The following is a 23,598-nucleotide window of genomic DNA, read 5'->3' on the forward strand; positions in this document are numbered from 1 at the left end:
AGCGGCCCTCCCCGGTCGGGGAGGGCCGCTTCTCGCGGTGCGCGCTCGAGCTCAGCGCTCGAGGATCGCGGTGATCCCCTGCCCGCCTGCCTCGCAGATCGAGACCAGCGCGCGGCCGGAGCCGCGCTCGGCGAGCTGCTTGGCGACCTGGGCCACGACCCGCGCGCCGGTGGCGCCGAAGGGGTGGCCGATGCCGAGCGAGGAGCCGACGGTGTTGAGCTTGGAGCGGTCGATCTCGCCGAGCGGCGCGTCAAGGCCGAGCTTCTCTTTGCAGTACTCCTCCGAGGCCCAGCCCTTCAGGTGGCAGAGCACCACGGAGGCGAACGCCTCGTGGATCTCGTACACGTCGAAGTCCTGCAGCGTCAGGCCGTTGCGGGCGAGCAGCCGGGGCACCGCGTAGGTGCCCGCCATGAGCAGGCCGTCGGCGCCGCTCACGTAGTCGACCGCGGCGACTTCGACGTCGACCAGGTGCGCCAGCACGGGAAGGCCGCGCTCGGCCGCCCACTCGTCCGACGAGAGCAGCGCCGCGGCGGCGCCGTCGGTGAACGCGGTGGAGTTGCCCGCCGTCATCGTCGCGTCTCCGCCGCGAACGCCGAACACGGGCTTGAGCTTCGCGAGCTTCTCGATGGTCAGGTCGGCGCGCAGGTTGTTGTCGCGGACCAGGCCCTGGTACGGGGTGATCAGGTCGTCGAAGAACCCGCGCTCGTACGCGGCGGCCAGGTTCTTGTGGCTCGCCAGCGCCAGCTCGTCCTGCTCGCGCCGGGTGATGCCGAACTGCTTGGAGGTGATAGCCGCGCTGTCGCCCATCGTCAGGCCGGTGCGGCGCTCGCCAGCCGACATCTGCAGGGCGAAGGAGCCGGGCCGGAGGGACGCGACGAGCTGGAGCCGCTCTTTGAGGCTCTTCGCGGTCTGCAGGCGCTGGCCGATCTTGATCAGGCCTTCGGGGATGCCCGCCGCCGGGATGCTGTACGAGTCGACGCCGCTGCCGACGCCGACCTCGATCCGGCCGAGCGCGATGTCGGCGGCGACGTCCGCCGTCGCGCGCAGGGAGGTGCCGCAAGCCTGCTGCAGGTCCCAGGTCGGGGTGTACGGGGAGAGCCCGCTGGAGAGCACCGCCTCGCGGGTGAGGTTGAAGTAGGCGGGGTCTTTCGCGACGCCGCCGCCGACCACCGCGCCGAGCTGCTCGCCGTGGAGGTCGAACCGGTTCACCAGGCCCTGGAGCGCGGCGGTGAGCATGTCGAGCACGTTCGAGTCTTTGTACGCGGTGAACGAGCGCGCGAAGGGGGTCCGGTTGCCGCCGAGGATCGCGACGGGACGGCCGAGCTTGGCGCCGCCGGGCTGCGGGGCCGGGTTCGAGCGGGTGCGCGTCCTGCGCTGCGAGGTCGGTGATGTGGTCGCCACAGTGTCCTCCATCGGGTAAGTGGTTTGTCGGAACGCCTCTCACGTCCTCCATCCATTTGTACTCTCCCCCTCTCGCCCTGTCGCGGTCGGGGCCGGAAACAGTTACTCGCGAGTAGCTTTCGAGTTACTCGCGAGTAGCTTTCGACCCCCCTGCCGTTCGGGCCGCCGAAGGGGCCACTAAACTCGCAGCTGGCTTTTGCAACTCTCGACCCTGGGCTTAACTGCTTCAAAGAAAGGCGCGTCACGTGGCATCCCCCCTCGGTAAAGACCCGATCTCAACCCTGTGGACTTCCGGAGCCGGAAAGTTCGTCACCAAGCAGCTCGGGCTTCCGCAGCCCCCGGCGCTCTACCGCTACAAGGCGGGCAAGCCCCTGCTCCCCGGCCCGGTGCTCGTCGGCGGCTCGGGCGCGAGCGGCAACAGCAAGCTCGTCGAGCCGCTGCTCCACATCCTCTCCGACGACTACGAGCTGATCACCCTCAACAAAGACGCGCGGGGCGCGGACAAGCTCGGCGCGCTCGTCTTCGACGCGACGGAGATCACCGACCCGGACGGCCTCGTCTCGCTCTACCAGTTCTTCAACACGAACCTGCGCAGCCTCGGCAAGAGCGGGCGCGTCGTGGTGATCGGCACCACCCCGGAGGAGGCAGGCTCCCCGATCGCCCAGGCCGTGCAGCGCGGCCTTGAGGGCTTCACCCGCTCGGTGGCCAAGGAGCTGCTCGGCGGCTCCACCGCCCAGCTCGTCTACCTCTCCCCCGGCGCTTCGACCGGGCTCTCCGCGCTGGAGTCGACGGTCCGGTTCCTGCTCTCGGGCAAGTCCGCCTACGTCGACGCCCAGGTGCTCCGTGTCGGCGCGTCCGACGCGCAGGCCCCCGAGAGCTGGGCGAAGCCGCTCGCAGGCCGGGTCGCCGTGGTGACCGGAGCCGCGCGTGGCATCGGCGCCGCCATCGCCGAGGTCTTCGTCCGCGACGGCGCGAAGGTCATCGTCGTCGACGTCCCGCAGGCAGGCGAGGCCCTCGCGGAGACCGCCAAGCGGCTCGGCGGCATCGCTGTGGCTGCGGACGTGACCTCCCCCGAGGCCGCGACCGCCCTCGCCGAGGCCTCCAAGGAGTTCGGCGGCGTCGACGTGCTCGTCAACAACGCTGGCATCACCCGCGACAAGCTCCTGGTGAACATGGACGCGGCCAAGTGGGGCGCGGTCATCGCGGTGAACCTCAAGGCCCCGCTCCAGCTGGCCAACGCCCTGTTCGAGAGCGGCACGCTCAAGGACGGCGGCGCGGTCGTCGACGTCTCGTCCATCGCGGGCATCGCGGGCAACCGCGGCCAGACGAACTACGCGCTCACCAAGGCGGGCGTCATCGGCCTGGTGGACGCGTACAAGTCCGTCTACGCGCAGCGGAACATCACCATCAACGCCGTCGCCCCCGGCTTCATCGAGACCCCGATGACCGGCGCGATCCCGCTGCTCAACCGCGAGGTCGGGCGCAGGCTCAACTCGCTGATGCAGGGCGGGCTGCCGGTCGACGTCGCCGAGGCCATCGCGTACTTCGGCGCCAAGTCCTCCAGCTCGGTGACCGGCAACGTGATCCGCGTCTGCGGCCAGATGTCGTTGGGAGCCTGATCGACATGGGCAAGACTGTCAACCTCCCCAAGGCCCCCACGCTCGGGCCCGCCTACCTCAAGGTCATCGGCACCGACCTCCTGCGCAAGCGGAAGGTGCAGAACTCCGCGAGCGCGGAGCTGCCGACCCACAGCATCGCGGTGCAGAACGTCAAGATCGATCCGGCCAAGTTCGCGGACTACGTGCGGGTCACCGGGCTGAAGCTGACCAGCGAGCTGCCGTCGACGTACGCGTTCATCCTGTCCCAGCCGCTGGTGATGACGATTTTCGCCGACCCGCGCTTCCCGTTCCAGCCGAACGGGCTCGTGCACTTCGAGAACGTCGTCCGCCAGGAGCGCCCCGTCGCCCCCGGCGAGACGTTCAACATCCGGGCCTACGTCGACAACCTCCGCGAGCACCGCAAGGGCCTGCTGTTCGACGCGACGGCCGAGATCTCGGTCGGCAACGAGCTGGTCTGGACGCAGAAGTCCACCCTGCTCAAGCAGCAGAAGACCAGCCTGTCCGGCCAGCCCGCCCCGGAGCCCGCGCAGCAGAAGCTGCCGCCGGTGGCGAACCTGCTCTCGGTCGGCCAGGTCCAGATCTGGGACTACGCGGCGGCTTCCGGGGACTTTAACCCCATCCACCTCTCCGGGCCGACCGCGAAGCTCCTCGGCTTCCCCAAGGCCATCGCGCACGGGATGTGGGAGGCCGCAGCCGCGCTGCGCTACGTCGAGGGGAGCATCCCCCCGGCGCACACCTACAGCGTGCGGTTCGGCAGGCCGCTCTTCTTGCCGGGCACCGTTGCCGTCTACCTGGACAGCGCGCCGGAGAAAATCGAGGTCGCGCTGCGCGACCGGAAGACCGGCGCGCCCCACTTCCAGGGGACCATCACACCGAACGCGTAAGCTAGCGCCATGTCGTACAACTCCGAACAACCGCAGCAGAGCCCTTGGCCCGACGGCGCGCCCCACGGGGCCGCCGCCGGGTCCAAGGCGCTGTGGACGAAGCTCCTGCCGCCGATTGCCGCCGTGGTAGGCGGATTCGTGGCAGCAGTCCCGGTCGTGCTCCTCGCGACCGCCGCGTTCAGCGAGGACAGCCGTCCCGCCGTGTCGACCCCGTCGAACCCCGACCAGTCGTTGCTTGGCCAGGTGCCCTACGGCTCCCACTGAGCCCGGGCCTGTCCGCAGGCTCGGCTCAGTTCTGCGCGTTCAGGCGCGCGAGCGCCCGCTCTGGCTCGCGTGCGCGGCAATCGTCGCGCTGTGCTTCGCGCAGTCCCCCGGCCTCGTCGCCGCCGACACGAAGCTCGACCTGACCGGCAACCCCGTTGGCTTCCTCCGCCAGGCGTGGTCGCTGTGGAGCGACGTCGCCCCGCTCGGCCAGCCGCGCAACCAGGCCTACGGCTATCTTTTCCCGCACGGGAGCTTCTTCGCGCTCGGGTCGCTCGCGCACATCCCGCCGTGGGTCGTGCAACGATGCTGGTGGTCGGTCCTCCTCTGCGTCGGATTCGTCGGCATGGTCCGGCTCGGCGAGGTGCTCGGGATCGGCGCCCCGGCGAGCCGGATGATCGCCGCCTCGGCGTATCTCGCGAGCCCGAGGGTGATGACAACGCTGGGGGCTATCTCCTCGGAGACCGCGCCCATGATGCTCGCGCCGTGGGTCCTCATCCCGGTCGTCCAGGCGTGGACTTCGAAAGACCCGTCCATGCGCAGGCTCGCCGCCCGATCGGCAGGAGCGGTCGCCCTCATGGGGGCGGTCAACGCGGTCGCGACCGCCGCAGCATGCCTGCCCGCGTTCCTGTGGTGGGCCGCGCACGCCCCGCGCAGGCGCGGGCCCAATCCGCGTTGGCGCTCGTTCACCGCGTGGTGGATTCCTTGCCTCGCGCTGGCCTGCGCATGGTGGGCGACGGCGCTGCTGCTGCTCGGCTCGGTGAGCCCGCCCTTCCTCGACTTCATCGAGTCCTCGCGCGTCACCACGCGCTGGACCTCGCTCGTCGAGGTCGTGCGCGGAGCCGACGGCTGGACTGGATTCGTCGACCCGAGCCGCATGGCGAGCACCGGCCTGGTCAGCTATCCCGTGCTGGTGTTCGCGACCGGGGCGCTGGCAGCAGTCGGGCTCGCGGGGCTGTGCCTCCAGCGGACCCCGCACCGGGGTTTGCTCGCCGCGATCCTCCTCGTCGGCGTGCTCGGCATCTGCGTCGGATACGCGGGCCCGCTCGGCGGGCCGTTCGCCGAGCCCGTTCGCGTGTTCTTGGACGCGGCAGGGGCCCCGTTGCGCAACGTCCACAAGCTGGACCCGCTCGTCCGGATGCCGCTCGCCCTCGGCGTCGCGAGCGCCCTCGGCGCCCTGTCCGCAGGCGGGCAGGGCGCCTCTGCGCGCGGCTTCTTCGCGGCTCTCGCCCGTCCGGAGCGCGGCAGGGCCGCCCCGGTCGCCATAGCCGTCCTCATGGCCGTCGCGCTGAGCGCCTCCGCCTCCTGGACCGGCAGGCTCGCCCCTGGCAAGCCGTATCAGGACCTGCCCGGCTATTGGCGCAGCGCGAGCGCCTGGCTGGGCGCCCATCTCGCGACGGAGCCCCACGGGGCCCGCGTGCTGGTCGCGCCGGGAGCGCCGTGGGCCGACCAGGTCTGGGGCCTCACTCGGGACGAGCCGATCCAGGCGCTCGCGGACTTCCCATGGGCGGTCCGCGACGCGATCCCCCTCACCCCGCCCGGCGCGATCCGCTCGCTCGACGCCGTGCAACGGCTCTTCGCGGACGGCCGGCCGTCGTCCGGGCTCGCCGACATGCTCCTCGAACAGGGCTTCGCCTACCTCGTGCTGCGCAACGACCTCGACCTGGAGTCCTCGCATAGCACGAGGCCGATCCTCGCCCACCAAACTGTCGAGGGCTCGCCCGGCTTGCAGAAAGTCGCCGAGTTCGGCCCGCTCACCGGGGCGGGGCAGATCCCGGGCGCGGTCGTGGACGACGACCTGCGGGCGCGCTATCCGGCGGTGGAGATCTATCGCGTCGCCGGGGGCGGGCACAGCGAGCCGCCCGGGCCCTATCTCGTCGGACTGGACGGCACGACGGTTGTCGACGGCGGGGCCGAAGCCCTGCTGCCGATCATCGAGCACGCCCATGAGCTCGGCGACCCCGAGCCCGGCCCGATCCTGTTGCGCGCCGACGCCCGGCGGGCGGGACTCGCCCCCAAGGCAGTCGTCGTGACCGACACCCCGGCCCTGCGGGGGACCGATTACGGACGGGTGGACGACCATGTCTCGGCCGTCCAGGCCGAAGGCGACCCGAAACGGGTGGCCAACACCGTCACCGACTACCCGACCGAAGGCGCGGCGATGGTGCGCGGCGTGTGGGAGGGCGCGCGGGTGGCCGTCTCCAGCTCTGTCTCCGAGGCCAACGGGCTCTCGATCGTCTCGCCCGGCAACAGCCCTCGCGCCGCTTTCGACGGCGACCCGTCCACCAGCTGGCTCTCCGCCGGACTCGAGCACGCGGTCGGGCAATGGCTCCAGCTGGACTTCGACACCCCGGTCTCCGACCCCCAGGTGACGGTGACCGTGAGCCGCGCCATCGGACCCGCCGTGGACCAGCTGGAGGTGGCGACCGAACGGGGCACCGCCACGCTGCGCGACATCGTCACCGACCGTCCCACCGACGTCACCGCCCCCACCGGCCAGACGCATTGGCTGCGGATCACCGCGACTGGCACGGCGAACGGCACTGCGGGCAATCAGTTCGGCATCAGCGAGCTGCAGGTCTTCGACGGCAAAACCGGCAAAGCGGTGCCCGTGCGCTTCAAAGTGCTCGTCCCCGACGCGGGGCCGGACACCCTCGTCCGCCAATGGGAGCTGGGCCAAGAGTTCCCCGGCAGGGCAGGCTGCGCGAAGGGGCCGGTCCAGACCCAGTGCACGCAGTCGCTCACCCTCGCGCCCGAGGAGCCGACGGTGTTCAGCAGGACGATCGGGGTGGCGCGCGCGACCGACGTCCTCCCCGCGCTCTTCGTCCGCTCCCGGCTCTCCCCCGCCAGCACAGATCTGCTCGCCGAGCCAGGCCGCGTCCTCGCGACCGGCGAGAGCGCGAACGGCGACTCGCGGGGCTCCGCATACGCCGCCGTCGACGGCGACCCCCGCACCGCGTGGACGGCTTCGCCGAACGCGCTCAAGCCCGGAGCCCCGAAGCCCCGGCTGACCCTCCAGCTGCCCGTGCCCGCCGACGTGGCACAGGTCCGGCTCGTCCTCCCCGCCGGAGCCCTCCCGGCCCGGCCGACCAAGATCGCGGTGGACCTCGGCGACGGCAGGCAGGTCCGCGATATAGACCCGGACCAGGACTCCGTCGTCGTCGACCTCCATCCGCACCGCACCGACCACGTCGTCATCACTGTCCTCGCCTGGCAGGACGCGCTCAACGTGAACTCGCTCGGCTTCGCCGAGCTCCAACCCCCCGGGTTCGCCGAGGTGGAGCTGCTCGGCCCCGACGGGGGCGCGGCTCCCGGCTTCAAGCCGCTCGACGAGGACCGGACCGTCACCGTGGACTGCGAGCACGGCCCGGTCCTCACCATCGGCGACCGGACGGTGCCGACCTCCGTCACCGCCACGGTCGGTGCGCTGCGCTCGGGCGCCGTCGTGCGCGCGACGCCATGCGATTTCAACCCGGTCCCGCTCGGCCCCGGGCCGCACGACATCGCCGCCGCGCCGGGCAACGCGTTCGTCGTGGACTCGCTGGTGCTCCGCGACGTGGGACTCCCTCCCCCGCATGCGCCCGACCCGCAGCAGGCCGATGTCCGCTCGTGGGACGTGGACGCGCGGGACATCGCGGTGCGCCAGTCCGCAGAGCCAAGGATTCTCGTGGTTCCCGAGAGCGTCAACCCCGGCTGGCGCGCCGCCGCGAACGGGCACGACGGCGCCGGGGCCGAGATCGTCGGCAAAGCGCTCCAACCGGTCACGGTCAACGGCTGGCAGCAGGGCTGGATCGTCCCCGCAGGCTTCGAAGGGGCCGTCCAGCTCCGTTTCCCGCTGAACACCTGGTATCGCGCCGGGCTCGTGGCAGGCCTCGCCGGGCTCGTGCCGCTCGCGGCGCTCGCCATCGCGCCCGCCGCGCCCCGAAGGCGCGATCCCCAACCGCTCGCGTCCACGCCGAGCGCGAGGCTGTCGGGGGCGCTGGCCGGGCTCGCCTGCGCCTGGCTCATCACAGGCCTGGCGGGCGCCGCCGCCGCGCTGGCCCTCGGCCTCGGCTCCTGGCGGTTCGCCCGGCGCGGGGGCTGCCTCCCCCGCGCCGCGGCCATCGTCGGCGGGCTGTCGATGACCGCAGCCGCGGGCTTGCTCGCGCTCGGCCCCTGGCGCAGCGCCTCGTACCTCGGCGGCGCGGCCGTCCCTCAGCTGTTGACGCTGATCGCGCTCGGCAGCGTCGTCTGCTCGGCGGTCTTCGACCGGGAGGGCGAAGGGCCCCGCTCCTCGCGCGAGCCCCAGAGCCGCGAGCACGGCGCCTCAACCCAGGAGTAGCTCAGGGCCGCGACTCCTGCCGAGAAGACCGTCGCCACCGCCAGCGCCACGAGCATCCGCAGCGGCGACGGCGGGAGCCCGAGGATCGGCAGCAAGACGCCGAGCACTGCCAAATGCCAGAGGAAGAAGCTGTACGACCAACGTCCTAGAGTCAACGTGATCGGATGTCCGAGGACCGGGTGCGCGCTTCCCGCCCCGGAGAGCGCGGCGGGCGCGACGAGCGCCGCCGCGAGCACCGCGCCCAACGCGATTTTCGTGGCGAACTGCCACGGCTGGACCGTCGTGAGATCTGGCGGCCCGCCCAAATCGGTGCATTCCAGCCCGAAAGCGACGGCTGCGACGGCCAGGCAGGCCCGCTTGGCCGAGGCTCCGACGGTCCGGCCTTGGGCGCGCAGCTCCGCGAGCACCATGCCCGCCGCGAACCACGGCAGATACCCTGGCAGCCAAAGCTTGGGGCTGCCGGCGCCGCCGTCCTGCCAGGGCAGGAACGCCCAGCCGAGCGAGATCGCGGCGACGGCGGCGAGCACCGGGACGCGCCAGCGGGCGCGCTGGCCCGCGAGCTTCGACATCGCCACCGCGAACAGCGGAAGAGCCAGGTAGAAGGACACTTCCACCGACAAGCTCCACATCTGGGTGAGGCCTTGCGCGAGTGTGAACGGGACGAACGGCTGGGCCAGCGCGAGGTTCGCGAGCCATACCCGCGCGTCCGCGCCCGACGAGACGAGCACCACGCACACCACGACCCAGTACGCGGGCAGGATGCGCGCCGCCCTGGAGCGGTAGTAGTCGAGCAGCCGGGGCGCCTCGCCCGCGCCCCTTGCCTTCGCGACATGGGGGCGCCAGAGCAAAAAGCCAGAGAGCGCGAAGAACACCGCCACGGCCAAGTCCAGCCTGCTGAACGCGTGCTGGTACCAGTGGCCCACGCCCGCGCCGGTCAAGAACGCCGTGTGCGTGCCGAGCACTGCGAGCGCGGAGAACCATCGCAGCCCCTGCAGCGCGGGCAGGAACTCGCGATTCGCTCGTGTGGTGGTCTCGCTCATCCCATCCAGGATAGGTCGGCCTTCCTCGGCCTCCTGCACGACTGCGGCAGCCGACTTATGCTGTGCGGGATGTCCGACCCCGACCCGCCGCGCGCAACAGCGCGAGTCCCCGGCTCGCTCCGCTCGGCAGCGCCGTGGCGCAAACTCGTCATCGCGACGGCCGTCGCCCTGCCGATCCTCGGCTTCCTCGTCGCCATCCCGTTCGCGAACCGGCAGGCCCCGATCGTGCTCGGCCTGCCCTTCCTGCAGTTCTGGACCACATCGTGCCTGGCGATGACCGGAGTCTGCCTGAACGTCATTTTCCACCTCGATCCCCGAAACCGCATCACGCCTGCCCCCGGGGAGCCTCGCTGGGGGCGTCTCCCGCTTGCGGGGGAGGACGACGAGCAATGCTGAGCCTGTTGATGCTCGCAATCACGGCTGTGGCGGCGCTCGCCACGGCCTGGCTCACGGCCCGCAGACGCGCAGACCCCTCGCGGCCGGGGGCCGCCGCCACGCTTTCGGAATGGGCGGTCGGCGGCAGGCGGTTCGGGGCCGTCATGGTCTTCGTGCTCTTCGCCGGGGAGAACCTCACGACGTTCGCCCTGCTCGGCGGGGCCGGTTGGGCGTACGACAAAGGGGTCGTCGCCGCATACAGCTCCTGTTACGCCTCGCTCGCCTGCCTCTTCAGCTACTGGTACCTCCCCAAGATCTGGCGGCACGCCAAAGAGCACCGTTCGGTGTCCCAGTCGGACTATCTGCGCTCCAAGTACGACAGCAAAGCGCTCGGCGCGCTCGTCACCCTGGTCGGCGTCGTCGCGATGGTCCCCTATCTCGCTCTCCAGCTCAAAGGCCTCTCGATCATCGCGTACGAGACGAGCCACCGGCGGATCCCCCTCGAAGCAGGCGCTGTCGCGGGCGCGGCACTGATCGCCGCGTACGCGGTGCTCGGCGGGTTGCGGGGAGCCGCGCTCACCTCGATCGTCAAGGACTCTGCCGTCGTCGTCGTGGTGCTGGGCATGGGCGTGTGGCTGCCCTACCGACTCTACGGCGGCTGGGGCGCGGTCACCAAGGCGGTCGCGGAGCAGCACCCGGACCATCTGACCCTGTTGCCCGAACAGGGCTACGGCCTGACCTGGTTCATCACGACCGTCGTGCTCTGCGCGCTCGGCGCGCACATGTGGCCGCACCTTTTCGCCTCGTTCTTCTCCGCGAAGGACGAGCGGAACCTGCGGCGCACACTCGCGATCGCGCCGTTCTACGGGATCGCGACGGGGACCACGCTGATCATCGGCTTCACCGCCCTCGTCGCGCTCCCCGCGCTCGGCAAAGGGAACGAGGACCTGGCGTTCCTCCGATTGGCAGCGGCGGAGCTGCCCGATCCGGTGCTCGGCCTCATCGGCGCGACCGGACTGCTCACCGCGCTCGTCCCCGGCTCGGTGCTGGCCACCTCCATCGCGACCTCGCTCACCCGCGACGGCTACGCGAACCTGCGCCCCAACGCGTCCGAGACCGAGCTCGCCAGGGCGGCGAAACGCCTGCTGCCCGTCGTGGTCGCGCTCGCCTTGGTGTTCGCCCTCTCGGGCGGGCAGACCATCGTGGGCCTGCTGCTCGCCGGGTACGCGATCGTGGTCCAGGTGTTCCCCGCAGTCCTCGGCTCCGTGCTGCCGCGCAATCCTTTCACCCGCGAAGGCGTCATCGCCGGGCTCGTCGTCGGCGCGGCGCTCGCGGCGGCCGCCCCGTTCGTCGGCGGCGACTGGAAGCATCTGCGTGCCTTCCTGCCCGAACAGCTCGCCGAGGTGAACGTCGGGATCCTCGCCTTGGCGGCGAACCTCCTCGTCGCGGCAGCGGTCTCGGCTTCGGCGCGGTCGAGACAGCGGCCCGCCCAGGATGTCCTCGAAACGGCGGACGAGCCTATTCGGGCAGCAGCGGTCTGAGCGTCTTGCCCGCGAGCTCCACGGCTCCCGGCTCGTGGCCGTTCGCGACGAGGTTGATGACGAGCCGGTCCACACCATGGTCGAGCACCCTGGTTTTGACCTCGCGGGACACCTCGACCGGGTTGCCCGCGAACACGCGGTCGGTGAGGGCGAGCCGTTCGGCCTTCGAAAGCGCCTGCAAGTCGACGCCCCGCCGCGAGAACCAGTCGAGCAGCAGCTGCCTCGCCCGCTCGCCGTCCTCATCGATGATCACCTGAGCGAAATAGCTGACCTCGAGGGTCTCGGGGTCGCGGTCCGCCTCCAAGAGCCGCTGGTGCAGGACGTCGAGTTTGTGCGGGAGCTCCGACGCGCCGCACACAAGGTTGAGGTGGTCGGCGTGCTTCGCGGCGAGCCCGAAGGTCTTGCGCTCGCCACTGCCGCCGATGAGCACGGGGACGTCGTCGCGCAGGCGGGGCTCGTTGATCGCGTCCTTCGCCTGGTACCACTTGCCGTGGAAGGTCGGTCGCTCCCCGCGCAGCATCGGGATGGCGATCTCGAGCGCCTCCGCGAGGCGCTCGAAGCGGTCGGCGAAGCTCCCGAACTCGTAGCCGTACCCCTCGTGCTCCTGCTCGAACCAGCCCGCGCCGACGGCGAACACGGCCCGGCCGCCGCTGATCACGTCCAGCGTGGCGACGATTTTCGCCAGCAAAGCCGGATTTCGATACGTGTTGCCGGTGACCAGCGGGGAGAGCTGGACGCGCTCCGTGGCGGCCGCGAGAGCGCCGAGCGCCGTGTACGCCTCCAGCATCGGCTCATCCGGCGCCCCGACCGCCGAGACCTGGTAGAAGTGGTCCATCACGAAGACGCTGTCGAACCCGGCGGCCTCGGCCTCCTGGGCCTGTGCGAGGACGGCCTGGAACATCTCAGAAGCCGAACCCCCGTAGGAGAAGTTCGGTATCTGATAGCCCAGCCGGATAGTCACGTGGGACGAGCTTATCGCATCGCCCGTCTGCGTGCGAGGACGTCTCGGACGATCCCCCATGCCACCACGACCGCCGCGATAGCGGAAGTCAAGAAGAACTGTGTGCGGCTCGACCGCTCCCAGCCCACGCCCAGGAAAAGCACCACGATGCCCGCGATCGTCGCGATGGTCAGGTACGGGAACCCCCACATCCGCACCATGAGCGGGCCGCCGCCGAGCTCGAGCGATTTCCGCAGGCGCAGCTGGGACACCGCGATGACGAGCCAGATCAACAGCGCGATGCCCCCGGTGGACTCGATCAGGAACGAGAACACCCCGTCGGGCCACTTGTAGTTGAACACCACCGCGACGAAGCCGACCACCGTCGCGGCGAGCACCGCGTTCCTCGGCGACCCGGCTTTGTTGAGGCCGCTCAAAAACTTCGGGGCGTCTCCTCGCTCCGAGAGGGAGAACAGCATCCGGCTCGCCGTGTACAGGCTCGAATTAAGGCAGGACAAGACGGCGGTCAGCACGATGCCGTCCATGATCGTCGCCGCGTACGGCACGTTGTACAGCTTCATCACCGCCACGTACGGGCTCTCTTTGACCGACGCGTCGTCCCACGGGAGCAGCGTGACGACGACCGCGAGGGAGCCGAGGTAGAACACGAGCACCCGCCACACCACCGAGTTCACCGCTTTGCGCACCGCGTTCGCCGGGTCCTGGGACTCTCCTGCGGCGATCGTGGCGATCTCCGCGCCGATGAACGAGAACGCCACCACGGGGACCGCGCTCAACACGACGAGCGGGCCGTGCGGGAAGAGGCCGCCGTGCCCGAGCAGGTTGCTCGTGCCCGGGGCCCGCAGCCCCGGGATCAGCCCCGCGACCGCGAGCACGCCGACCACGAGGAACAGGGCGATCGCGACGACCTTGATCAACGCGAACCAGAACTCGAACTCGCCGTAGTTGCGCACGGACAGCACGTTCGTCGTCGTGAGCACCGCCATGAGCAGCAACGCCCAGATCCACTGCCTGCTGTCGTCCCACCCGGCCCAGCGGTTGATCGTGATCGCTCCCGCGGCGGCCTCGACCGGCAGCACCAAAATCCAGAACGCCGCGTAGAGCCAGCCAACGGAGAAGCCCGCCCACCGCCCGATGGCGCGGTCCGCGTACGCCGAGAAGGACCCGGTCTCCGGGCTCGCCGCCGACATCTCCCCGAGCATCCGCATCACCAGCACCACGACCAGTCCGGCGAGCGCGTAGGAGAGCAGGACTCCTGGTCCGACATCGTGGATGGTCTTGCCCGATCCGACGAACAACCCCGCGCCGATCACACCCCCGATCGCGATCATGGAGAGATGCCGCTGACGCAGGCCCGGGCGGAGCCCCTCGCGGGCCTCGGGTTCACTGGTGTCGAGCTCGGTCATCGGCAGCGCCTCCTCTTGTGCGGTGTTTCACACCCTAACCCCTGCTCCCGCGTCCCGCCGAGTTCTGCCGAACGAATCGGACGGCGGGCTTGTCAGGCCGCGACGATAACGTGTGGCGCACACGTCGTACGTCAATCTTGACGTACGACAAAAATGTCGTACGACAGAATTGACGTACGACAGAGATGTTGTACAATGAGCGCATGGGGCTTTCTCGCCAACTGCGCCCGATGCCGCTGGTCATCGGTGGCATCGTCGCGCTGGGGGACATCGTCGGCCGAGAACGGGAAGTCCACGAGATCGTCTCCTCTGTCCCCACTGGCGGCGTCATCCTCGTCGGCGACCGCAGGCACGGCAAGACCTCGCTGACGCGACTGGCCCACGAGGCCGTCCGAGCCGCCGGGCATCACGCGGTCCAGCTCTCCGCCGAGCGGGACTCCTACGAGAACTTCGCCCGGGCGCTCGCGGACGCGCTCGGACAACTCAGCTCCGCAGCGGCCCGCGAGGCCAAGCGCTGGCGGCTCACCCTGAACGCAGGCCCCATGAAAGCCGAGCGCTCCCCCGCCCCGGAGAGCGACCTCGACGAGCTGATCCGCGCGGCGATCCCGCGAGACAAGAGCAAGGCCCTCGTCCTCTTCATCGACGAGATCACCGTGCTCGCGCGAAACCTCGAGCGCAAAGAACGAGGGTCCGGCGAGGCGTTCCTGCACCTGCTCCGCAGGCTCCGCCAAGAGCACCCCGGCCGCCTCGCCACCGTGCTCTCCGGCTCGATCGGCTTCCACCACGTCTCCGACGAGGCCCTCACCACGGTCAACGACATCCCGAAACTGCTTGTCGGCCCCATCTCCGAAGAAGACGCGACCTGGCTGGCCGGGTGCCTCTTGCTCGGCGAGCGTGTCCCGGCCGGGGAGGGCGTGGCCGAAGCTGTTGCGGCAGCCGCCGAGCGCATTCCGTATTACGTGCAGCTCTTGGTGAAGGCCGCACGCGACGACGCGGCGGCCATGCGGTCCCCGGTCACCGTCCACGAGATCCCGCAGCTGCTCGAAAATGCGATCACCAATACGTCCGACCCGTGGAATCTGCGACACTACCGGGACCGAATCCCGGAGTACTACCGAGCCGACGCGGGCTTGGTCCGCGCGCTGCTCGACGTGTACGCGAACAGCGTCCCCGCGCTCGACATCGACGAAACCCGCAGACTGCTGTCGTCGACGAGCGATCACATGGCGGACCGGGACCAGCTGGTCGCACTGGTCGAGCGGCTCGAACAAGACCACTACCTGCGCCGACAGGGCAGCGCCGACCGGTTCGCGTCCGAGCTTCTGCGCCGCTCGTGGGTGGCGATGCGCCGATGAGCCCAGAGGACCTGATGAACTTGTCCGCCTATTTCTCGGCAGCTATGTCCACAAAGGAACAGTTCGAGCAGTTGGACCGGACCACCGTGGGAAGCAGCAACGAGCTCATCGGACGGCTGGCAGAACGGATCGTCCAGGCGAGCGGCACCGGGGCGCGTCCGCACACCCTTGTGATCGGGCCATACGGATCAGGAAAGACGCACGCGCTCAAACTCGCCCAGCACCGGGCGCTCCGCTCGTTTCAGACGACGGAGCAAATCCTGCTCGCATGGGTGGACGAGAACACCCTAGGCATCGGGTCTTACGCCGACCTGCTGGTCGAAATCATTCGCAGCACGGGGATTTCGATCATCCAAGAACGCGCCGTCGAGCTCCGCGCCGAGGCGGACACATCCGGCCTCGAACGTCTCTTCCTCGACCAATGCCAGGGCCGCATGGCACTGCTCGTGGTCGAACAGCTCGACGAGATCTTCAAGCGCATCGGCGTCGAGGGGCAGTCCGCGCTGCGCGGCCTGGTCGAGTCGCAGAAATCCATCCTGCTTTTCGCGTCGGCCCGGCATTTGTTCCCCGGCGTCGCGAACCGCGACTACCCCTGGTACGGATCTTTCGACGTGGAGCGGGTCGCCGAGCTCACCGAGCTTGAGGCGGAAGAGCTCGTGAAGAAACTCGCGCCGCAATTCGCGCCGCAAAAATCAAAACTCGCCGGATTCGCCGCGAGAAAAATCTGGATTCATCACCAGATGCTCGGCGGTTCCCCTCGAGTGTGGCAGCTCTTCGCCGCAGAACTCAAAGGAAAGACCGATCTCGATTTCACGTGGGCGTTCATGCGCGTGGTCGACCGCCTCACCCCCTATTACACGCAACGCCTGCAGCAGCTTTCCCCTGCCGAACAACGCCTGCTGGTCGAACTCAGGCCCAACAAGCTCAAAAGCACCCCGTATCGCGTCACCGACCTCGCGAAAGCCGCGGGGATGAGCGTCTCCTCTGCGGCCTCCCTCCTCGGACGACTCGCTCGTTCAGGATGGGTTCGGGCACAAAAAGACCCAAACGGAGACCGTCGCGCCAGTTGGTACACGCTCGCCGACCAAGCGCTCGCCGCATGGATCGCTATGGTCTATTGGAACAGCAGGCCTCACAAAACACCTGCCGGGCTTCGCGCTGCCGCAGAGGACCAGCACTAGCGGCAAACTGGGGGTTGGCAAGGCCCGAATCGCCTCAAGCGGCCGCCCAGACCGCGTCCGGAGCGTACTCCGAGATGAAGTCCCTCGCCGCCGCGACATCGGCGAAGGCGTTGAAGCCGAACCCGAACACGCGGCCCTTCGTCTCGGTGCCGAAGCTGACCACGCCGACGAGCACATCCGACCCGTCCGGGCCCTTCACGACCAGCGGGCCGCCGCTGTCGCCGAATCCGACCTGGACCGACAGCTCCGGGAGGACTGTGGTCTGCGCGCACACGGCTCCGATGTACTTGACCTCGACGAAGGTCTGATCGTTGCAGTCTTTGTTCGAGATGAGCGTCAAACGGCCCCGCAGCAGATCGTCCGAGATGTCCCCGACCGGGGTGAGGCCATGGCCGTACACCCGTGCCTTCGCGCCCGGATCGGGCAGCGCGGACGTCAAGGGGATGGTCCTCGGGTCGCCGAACGGGCGGTCCAGCACCAAGACCGCGAGGTCGTGCCGGGCCGCGGCCCGGGAGGGGTCGTGCGGCTCGACGGGCGAGGGAAGCAGGTGGAAGTCGGGGTCCACGAACACGGCCGCGACCCGCCTGACTTCTTTTTCCGACGTGTTGAGCTCGTGGTTGGCCTGGAGCACCTCGACCGAGCGGGCGCTCATCGGGCGCGGCGAGACTGCGGGGTCGACGCTGAACGAGTCCGGGGCGACCGCGCAATGCGCGGCGGTGAGCACCTTGTCCGGCGCGATGAGCACCCCGCCGCATTTGAGCCGCTCGGTCGCGGGAGTCCCCTCGTTCGTCGGCACGGCGAGCGCCACCACCCAGGGGGCCTCGTCGGGATCGGACACCACGTCGCCATTCGACATCGACAGGGCCTGGGACTGGTTCAAAAGCACCGCGACGAGGGCAAGCGCCATCGAGTACGCGAGCGTGCGCACGATGGGCGCAGTCCGGTGCATAAAATCACTGTAACCGATGCAGACTGCCGTATGCAGGATAATTGCGGTTATGGCGAAGTCTGGCTCGGAAACGGCGCCGTCCCCGTTCGTCAAACGCAACCGCGCGGCTCCGCCCGGTTTTTTCGCGTGCGAGGCCGCAGGTTTGCGCTGGCTCGCATCGGCGCCGTCCGGCGTCCCGTGCGTGCCGGTGCTCGATGTGACAGACCACTCGCTGGTCCTGGTCCGGCTCGACTCCGTCCCGCCGAGCGCCGCAGCCGCGCGCGAGTTCGGGCGCAGGCTGGCGCGCACCCACCAAGCGGGCGCCCGAGGATTCGGCGCGGGCCCCGACGGTTGGGACGAGGACGGCTGGTTCGGCCCGCTGGACTCGCCGATGCCCGTCCCGTTGCGCAGCAGGGCGAGCTGGGGCGAGTATTACGCGCACGACCGCCTCGGGCCCATGGCCGAGCGGGCGGGCCGGGCGTTCTCGGAAGAGCACCACGCGATGCTGAAGGAGCTCGTGCGCCGATGCTCGGCCGGCGATTTCGACGACGCAGAGCCGCCGAGCCGGATCCATGGGGACCTGTGGAGCGGGAACGTCATGTGGACGGCCGAGGGGGCGGTGCTCATCGACCCCGCAGCCCACGGCGGGCACCGGGAGACCGACCTCGCGTATCTGAGCCTCTTCGGCACCCCGCTCTTCGAAGAGATCGTCGCGGGCTACCAGGAGGAGCATCCGCTGCGCCCCGGTTGGCGCGAGCGCCAGTGCCTGCACCAGACGTTCATGCTCCTCGTCCACGTGGTGCTGTTCGGCCGGTCCTACGTGCCGCCGACCATGGCCGCCGTCGAGCGCTCGCTCGCGCTCGCTTGACCCTCAGCTGGCGCCTGTACCCCGGCGAGCCGTGCCTTCCATTGCTCGCGGACCTGCTCCGGGGTCGGCGCGGTCGCAAGGCTCACGGCGACGAACACGACGGCGGAGCAGGCCAACCCGACGTAGACCGGGGTGATCGCTTCCGGGTCCCAGGTCCGCAGCAGCTCGCACACCGCCCCGGCACAGCCCGCGCCCATGGCGGCCAAAGCGCCGAAGCCCGTGGCCCGTTTCCAGAGAAAACCGCCGAAGACCGGGACGATCAAGGCGCTCACGACGATGGCGTAGCCGACGGAGAGCGCGGCGAGCACATTGTCGATGAAACAGGACAACAGCACATTGGCCAGGCCGAAGGCCAACACGTACCTGCGGTCCAGACGGACTTCCTCGGACCCAGCCTCGTCCGCGCCTGGCTTCTCCCGCCCGCGCCCGCGCAACAGCAGCGGGACGACGTCGCGGCGCGCGACAGTCGCCGCCGCGATGATCGAGCCCGACGAGGTGGACATCATCGCGGCCATCGCGCCCGCGAGCACGAGCGCGCTGAGCACAGGCGGCAAGAGCGAAACGGCGAGCTGCCCGTACACCTGTCCTGGTTTGAGCTCGGGGCGCACCAACGCGCCCGCGAGCCCGATGATCGCCACGGCGACCCCGTAGGCGAGGCAGTACAGCCCGCTCACCGCGCCCGCCCAACGGGCCACCGACGCAGAGCGGGCCGTCGCGGCTCGCTGCCATAGGTCCTGGGAGACGAGCGAGCCGACCGAGTACAGCACGAAGAAGGTGAGGATCTGCTCCCAGCCGATGGCGAACGGGTCGAACGCCCGGCCGTGGAACTTCTGTTGCGCCCCGGCGAGCCCTCCCGAAGCCGACAGCGCCGCGGGCAGCAGCAGGAAGAACACGGCCACCGTCTTCATCAGGAACTGCACCAGGTCCGTCACGCTGATCGACCACATGCCGCCGAGGACGCAGTAACCGACCACCACCGCGCCGCCGAGCAACGAGGACTGCACATGGCCGAGGCCGAAGAGCGCGGAGAACACCGTGGCGTAGGCGACCGTCGAGGTGACCGACACCAGGAAGGTGTGCACGACCATCACGACTCCCGACCAGCCCGCAGCCTCGATCCCGTAGCGGAGTTTGAGCATCTCGGCGATGGTGTAGATCTGCAGCCGCCGGATCTTGCCCGCGAGCAGCAAACTCACCCCTGCCGCGCCGAACCCGATCGCGACCACCATCCACATGCCCGACAAGCCGTGTTGGAACCCGAGGCCCACGCCGCCGACGGTGGAGCCGCCGCCGATCACCAAGGCCCCCATCGTGGCGCAGAACAAGGCCGGGCCGAGGCTGCGGCCCGCGAGGAGGAAGTCTGCCGAGCCCTTCGCCCGGCGCCGACCAGCCAGACCGATGCCCACCATGAACGCGAAATACACCGAGATAACGGCGACGTTGATGATCGTCGGACTCATTCGGCCAGCCTAAGGCCACCGAGCGCCCGTCGCGCGGCGGCGGTAGCCTAGCCGCATGACCGACAACGCTGACGGCACAGCACAAGAACCGGGCAGGGCCGGGGAGATCCGCCAAGCGAGGGAGATCGTTGGCCCCTTCGACGGCTTCAAGCGCCCCCGGTTCACCGAGCCGACCACCTTCGCCCGCCTCCCCCGCATCGACCAGGTGGAGCACGCGGATATCGCGATCCTCGGGGTGCCCTTCGACGGGGGGACGAGCTACCGCCCCGGCGCCCGGTTCGGCCCCGGCCATGTCCGGGCCTCCTCGAAGCTGATCCGGCAGTACCATCCGCCGCTCGACGTCTACCCGTTCCAAAACTGGCAGGTGGCCGACGCGGGCGACCTCGGGATCGGGCCGTACAGCATCGTCGACGCGCTCGCAGTGATCGAGGGGGCGGCCGACGAGCTGATCGCGGACGGGACAACGGTGCTCGCGATCGGCGGCGACCACACCATCGCCCTGCCGCTGCTGCGCTCCACCGTCAAGAAGCACGGACCGGTCGCGGTGCTGCACTTCGACGCGCACCTGGACACCTGGGACAGCTATTTCGGGGCGGACTACACCCACGGCACCCCGTTCCGGCGGGCGAGCGAGGAAGGCCTCATCGACCTCGAACGCTCGCTGCACGTCGGCATCCGAGGCTCGCTCGCCGGGCGCAAAGACCTCGAAGACGACGCGGTGCTGGGGTTCCAGATCATCCACACGGACGACTTCCAGACCACATCGGTCGCGCAGATCGTGGAGCGGATGCGCAAACGCCTCGGCGAGGGCCCGGTGTACGTCTCGATCGACATCGACGTGCTCGACCCCGCGCACGCCCCCGGCACCGGCACCCCGGAGGCGGGCGGGCTCACCACGAGGGAGCTGCAGCACGCGCTGCGCGGGCTCGTCGGCCTGCCCGTGGTCGGCGCGGACGTGGTCGAGGTCGCCCCGGCCTACGACCACGCCGAGATCACCGGGATCGCGGCCGCCCATGTCGTCTACGAGCTTTTGGCGCTTTTGACGAAAAACCAATTCGGCTGAGCCCGCGCGCGTTCGGAAGATCACAGTCCCGTCAGAAGGTTCCTCGATTGGGTCCCGCACGAGGTCGAAATGCTGTACGCTGAAGCGTCGACGCCGCCTTGGAAGGCGATGTCTAGCTGGACGTATTTTGGCTCACATAACGCAAAACCACCGAAGGGCACTATCGAGGGCGAAGACGCGCGGCGCGCGATGAGCAGCCTTCGCAGCGTGCTGGACCACCACCTGGAAGGAGGGCAGAACCATGACGGGCTTCGCCGATGACATCGACGAGCTTTCCGCCGAGGCCGGACACAGCGCTCTGCAGCTCTTCACCCACGCGAGCGGCGACAGCCTCGCGATCGGAGCGCCCGAAGCGGTGGCCAGGATCCTCGAATTCCTCAGCGCCAATCCGACCGAGTCGCCCTGTTTGGTGATCGACCTCGCGACGGTCCGCGAGCGCTATTGGCAGCTGGCGGGCGCCCTGCCGCGAGCGCGCATGTACTTCGCGGTGAAGGCGAACCCCGCCCCCGAGGTGGTCCGCGAGCTCGCGACCATCGGCTCCTCTTTCGACGTGGCGAGCGTTCCGGAGATCGAGCTGTGCCTCGCGGAGGGGGCCGACCCGCAGAACCTCTGCTACGGGAACACCGTCAAAAAGCCCGCCGACATCGCGCGGGCGCACGCGCTCGGCGTGCGGCTCTACACGACCGACAGCGAGGCGGACCTCGAAGCGCTGGCCGAGCACGCCCCCGGCTCCTCGGTCTTCTGCCGGATCCCCGCCACCGGCAACGGCGCGGTGTACTCGTTCGGGTCGAAGTTCGGCTGCTCGCCCGAACTCGCCGAGTCGCTGCTGCTGCGCGCGCGGACGCTCGGCCTGGTCCCCGCCGGGGTGTCGTTCCACGCAGGCTCGCAGCAGCTGGACCCGGACGCCTGGTCCGCAGGCGTCGAGCAGGCCGCGCTGATCGCCTCCCGCCTGGCCGCGCAAGGGGTGCGCCTGCCGCTGTTGAACATCGGCGGCGGCCTGCCCGGAAGCTACACGCAGGCCGTTCCCCCGCTGGAGGACTACGCGAGCGCGATCGTCGCGGCGGTGCGCGAGCATTTCGGGGCCGCCGGGCTCGACGAGCCCCAGCTGGTCCTCGAACCGGGGCGTTTCCTCGTCGCCGACGCCGGGCTGTTGCGCTCGGAGGTGGTCCTGGTCTCGCGCAAGTCCCCCTCGGACGAGCACCGCTGGGTCTATGTGGACGCGGGCCGGTACAACGGCTTGACGGAGACGGAGGGCGAATGCGTCGCGTACCTCCTCTCCTCGCCCGAGCACAGCGCCCCCAAGCACACCGGCCCAGAAGCCGAAAATGAGCACGGACCGGTCTATCTGGCCGGCCCCACCTGCGACGGAGACGATGTTCTCTACCAAAGGACGGTTTACAGGTTGCCGTCGGCGCTGCGCGCTGGCGATCACCTGGACTTCTTGAGTACCGGGGCCTACACGGCAAGCTACGCGTCGATCGCCTTCAACGGGTTCTCGCCGCTGAAGACGCTCTGCATCTGACCCGAACCTCGCACCCCGACCGCTTTTCCCGAGCGCAGTCGGCGTCCCAGGAACCCCAAGCCCACCGATCAACACCGTTTCGCGGTTGTGAACCGCATGGCACAAGCACCTTCCGAAGGGAGTGAAAAATGACCCAAGTATTGGAGTCGGCGCACGCAGTTGGAGCTTTCACCGGGCAACACATCATTGCCGAGGTGACAGGAGTCAAAGCCAAGCGCCTGAACGATGAAATGTTGCTGCGGGACATCATGGTCTCCGCCCTCGCCGAGGCGGGAGCCACCGTCCTCGACGTCACCTCGAAGCGGTTCGACCCGCAAGGCGTCACCGTCCTCGTCCTCCTCTCGGAGTCGCACGCCTCTCTGCACACCTACCCCGAGATCGGCTCGGCGTTCATGGACGTCTTCACCTGCGGGCATCGGGCCGACCCCGAGCACGCGGCGCGCCTGATCGCCGACCGGCTCAAGGCCCAGGTCCTGCAGCTGAAGACCATCCAGCGAGGGGTCCAGTGAGCGCCGCCGTGAGCGTTGGGCAGATCCACGAGCCGCTCGCGCCGGGCCTCACCAGGGTGTGGGAGCTCGAGAAGATCGTCTGGGAGGGCGACACGCCCTTCCAGCACGTCGTCATCGCGCAGACCGACCAGGGCGTGTCGCTCTTCTCCGACAACGACCGGCAGTCGACCGAGCTCAGCCAGCTCGTCTACCACGAGGCGCTCATGGTTCCCGCCCTGCTGCTCGCCGACCAGGTGCGCTCGGTGCTGGTCGTCGGGTCGAGCGAGGGCGTGGTCTGCCAGATGGCGGTCGCCGCGGGCGCGGCCCGCGTCGACCACGTCGACATCGACGAGCAGGCGGTCAAGCTGTGCGCGGAGCACCTCCCCTACGGCTACACCCTTGCGGAGCTGGGGCGCGCGGAGCGGGGCGATGGCCCGGTGAAGGTCCGCTACGAGGACGGCTGGCAGTTCCTGCGCGACGCGGCGGCGGGCACGGACCGCTACGACATCGTGCTCGTCGACCTGCCCGACGAGCGCCCGGACGACGCGGACGCCCAGATCAACCGGCTCTACGGCGCGGAGTTCCTCAGCATGTGCAAGGCCGTGCTCGCCCCTGGCGGCGTGGTGGTGAACCAGTCCGGCTGCCCGACCCTGTGGCGCAACGAGACGCTCAAGACCAGCTGGAGCCGGTTCAACGAGGTGTTCGCGACCGTCGCCTACTACGGCTCCGACGAGCACGAGTGGGCGTACCTCTTCGGACGCGCGGAGCAGGTCGAGAACCCGACCGAGCTGATGGTCTCGCGCCTGGCGGCGTGCGGCTACCGGCCTGTCTCCATCGACGCGGAGGCGCTGCGCTCCAACGCGACGCCGCCGTACCACGTGCGCCGAGAGGTCTAAGTGGCGAGGCGGGGGGGGGGGGGGGGGG

Annotated in this window: 18 protein-coding genes and 1 pseudogene; 13 read left to right on the top strand and 6 right to left on the bottom strand. The window is 69.6% G+C overall.

The genetic code is table 11. From position 1 onward, the window contains the following. Window positions 1-51: 51 nt before the first annotated feature. Complete coding sequence (locus ACRC20_RS06485; protein ID WP_438685538.1) at window positions 52-1,401, bottom strand: acetyl-CoA C-acetyltransferase; 1,350 nt, start codon at window positions 1,399-1,401, stop codon at window positions 52-54. Between the two features lie 245 nt (window positions 1,402-1,646). Between ACRC20_RS06485 and ACRC20_RS06490 the strand changes: the two genes are divergently transcribed. The 4 genes from ACRC20_RS06490 to ACRC20_RS06505 are packed head-to-tail and all read left to right on the top strand — an operon-like array spanning window position 1,647 to window position 8,486. Further along, window positions 1,647-3,020 carry a 3-oxoacyl-ACP reductase gene (locus ACRC20_RS06490; protein ID WP_438685539.1) on the top strand — a complete coding sequence of 458 codons (1,374 nt, stop codon included), beginning with the start codon at window positions 1,647-1,649 and terminating at the stop codon, window positions 3,018-3,020. 5 nt (window positions 3,021-3,025) lie between these two features. Beyond that, complete coding sequence (locus ACRC20_RS06495; protein ID WP_438685540.1) at window positions 3,026-3,904, top strand: MaoC/PaaZ C-terminal domain-containing protein; 879 nt, start codon at window positions 3,026-3,028, stop codon at window positions 3,902-3,904. A gap of 9 nt (window positions 3,905-3,913) precedes the next feature. Beyond that, window positions 3,914-4,168 (top strand): DUF2613 domain-containing protein, encoded by a 255-nt coding sequence (locus tag ACRC20_RS06500; protein ID WP_438685541.1) that lies wholly within the window; start codon window positions 3,914-3,916, stop codon window positions 4,166-4,168. 31 nt (window positions 4,169-4,199) lie between these two features. Further along, entirely contained in the window at window positions 4,200-8,486 is a 4,287-nt protein-coding gene (locus ACRC20_RS06505) for an alpha-(1->3)-arabinofuranosyltransferase domain-containing protein (protein WP_438685555.1), read from the top strand. A gap of 29 nt (window positions 8,487-8,515) precedes the next feature. Here ACRC20_RS06505 and ACRC20_RS06510 read toward each other — a convergent pair. Then, window positions 8,516-9,526 (bottom strand): annotated as a pseudogene (locus ACRC20_RS06510) (acyltransferase family protein); the annotation flags it as partial. Between the two features lie 69 nt (window positions 9,527-9,595). Here ACRC20_RS06510 and ACRC20_RS06515 point away from each other — a divergent pair. Further along, complete coding sequence (locus ACRC20_RS06515; protein ID WP_438685542.1) at window positions 9,596-9,922, top strand: DUF3311 domain-containing protein; 327 nt, start codon at window positions 9,596-9,598, stop codon at window positions 9,920-9,922. Further along, window positions 9,916-11,442, top strand: a complete 1,527-nt coding sequence (locus ACRC20_RS06520) for a sodium:solute symporter family protein (RefSeq protein WP_438685543.1) — start codon at window positions 9,916-9,918, stop codon at window positions 11,440-11,442. Before ACRC20_RS06515 ends, ACRC20_RS06520 begins: the two co-directional genes overlap by 7 nt. Here the strand turns inward: ACRC20_RS06520 and ACRC20_RS06525 are convergent. Continuing rightward, entirely contained in the window at window positions 11,420-12,403 is a 984-nt protein-coding gene (locus ACRC20_RS06525; RefSeq protein ID WP_438685544.1) for a TIGR03560 family F420-dependent LLM class oxidoreductase, read from the bottom strand. The two genes, ACRC20_RS06520 and ACRC20_RS06525, sit on opposite strands and share 23 nt — an antisense overlap. 11 nt (window positions 12,404-12,414) lie before the next feature. Next, window positions 12,415-13,809, bottom strand: a complete 1,395-nt coding sequence (locus tag ACRC20_RS06530) for an amino acid permease (RefSeq protein ID WP_438685545.1) — start codon at window positions 13,807-13,809, stop codon at window positions 12,415-12,417. A 203-nt stretch (window positions 13,810-14,012) separates the two neighbouring features. On the opposite strand from ACRC20_RS06530, the gene ACRC20_RS06535 reads away from it, so the two are divergent. Beyond that, window positions 14,013-15,164, top strand: a complete 1,152-nt coding sequence (locus ACRC20_RS06535) for an AAA family ATPase (protein ID WP_438685546.1) — start codon at window positions 14,013-14,015, stop codon at window positions 15,162-15,164. A gap of 44 nt (window positions 15,165-15,208) precedes the next feature. Then, complete coding sequence (locus tag ACRC20_RS06540; RefSeq protein WP_438685547.1) at window positions 15,209-16,345, top strand: helix-turn-helix domain-containing protein; 1,137 nt, start codon at window positions 15,209-15,211, stop codon at window positions 16,343-16,345. A 34-nt stretch (window positions 16,346-16,379) separates the two neighbouring features. Here ACRC20_RS06540 and ACRC20_RS06545 read toward each other — a convergent pair whose 3' ends face one another. Then, the gene (locus tag ACRC20_RS06545; RefSeq protein WP_438685548.1) at window positions 16,380-17,294 is read right to left on the bottom strand and encodes a S1 family peptidase; all 915 of its coding nucleotides are present in this window, start codon (window positions 17,292-17,294) and stop codon (window positions 16,380-16,382) included. A gap of 49 nt (window positions 17,295-17,343) precedes the next feature. Between ACRC20_RS06545 and ACRC20_RS06550 the strand changes: the two genes are divergently transcribed. Further along, a complete protein-coding gene (locus tag ACRC20_RS06550; RefSeq protein ID WP_438685549.1) occupies window positions 17,344-18,141 on the top strand; it encodes a fructosamine kinase family protein in 798 nt (265 codons plus the stop codon). Here ACRC20_RS06550 and ACRC20_RS06555 read toward each other — a convergent pair. Next, the gene (locus ACRC20_RS06555) at window positions 18,090-19,601 is read right to left on the bottom strand and encodes a sodium:solute symporter family transporter (RefSeq protein ID WP_438685550.1); all 1,512 of its coding nucleotides are present in this window, start codon (window positions 19,599-19,601) and stop codon (window positions 18,090-18,092) included. The two genes, ACRC20_RS06550 and ACRC20_RS06555, sit on opposite strands and share 52 nt — an antisense overlap. Before the next feature lie 55 nt (window positions 19,602-19,656). Between ACRC20_RS06555 and speB the strand changes: the two genes are divergently transcribed. The 4 genes from speB (at window position 19,657) to ACRC20_RS06575 (ending at window position 23,570) form a co-directional block, all read left to right on the top strand. Then, a complete protein-coding gene (speB, locus tag ACRC20_RS06560) occupies window positions 19,657-20,664 on the top strand; it encodes an agmatinase (protein ID WP_438685551.1) in 1,008 nt (335 codons plus the stop codon). A 241-nt stretch (window positions 20,665-20,905) separates the two neighbouring features. Further along, a complete protein-coding gene (locus tag ACRC20_RS06565; protein ID WP_438685552.1) occupies window positions 20,906-22,186 on the top strand; it encodes a type III PLP-dependent enzyme in 1,281 nt (426 codons plus the stop codon). 128 nt (window positions 22,187-22,314) lie between these two features. Further along, complete coding sequence (speD, locus tag ACRC20_RS06570; RefSeq protein WP_438685553.1) at window positions 22,315-22,695, top strand: adenosylmethionine decarboxylase; 381 nt, start codon at window positions 22,315-22,317, stop codon at window positions 22,693-22,695. Window positions 22,696-22,703: 8 nt separating this feature from the next. Continuing rightward, complete coding sequence (locus tag ACRC20_RS06575) at window positions 22,704-23,570, top strand: spermidine synthase (RefSeq protein ID WP_438685554.1); 867 nt, start codon at window positions 22,704-22,706, stop codon at window positions 23,568-23,570. The last annotated feature ends 28 nt before the right edge of the window (window positions 23,571-23,598 follow it).

Source organism: Segniliparus sp. (assembly GCF_051660745.1).
Lineage (GTDB): Bacteria > Actinomycetota > Actinomycetes > Mycobacteriales > Mycobacteriaceae > Segniliparus.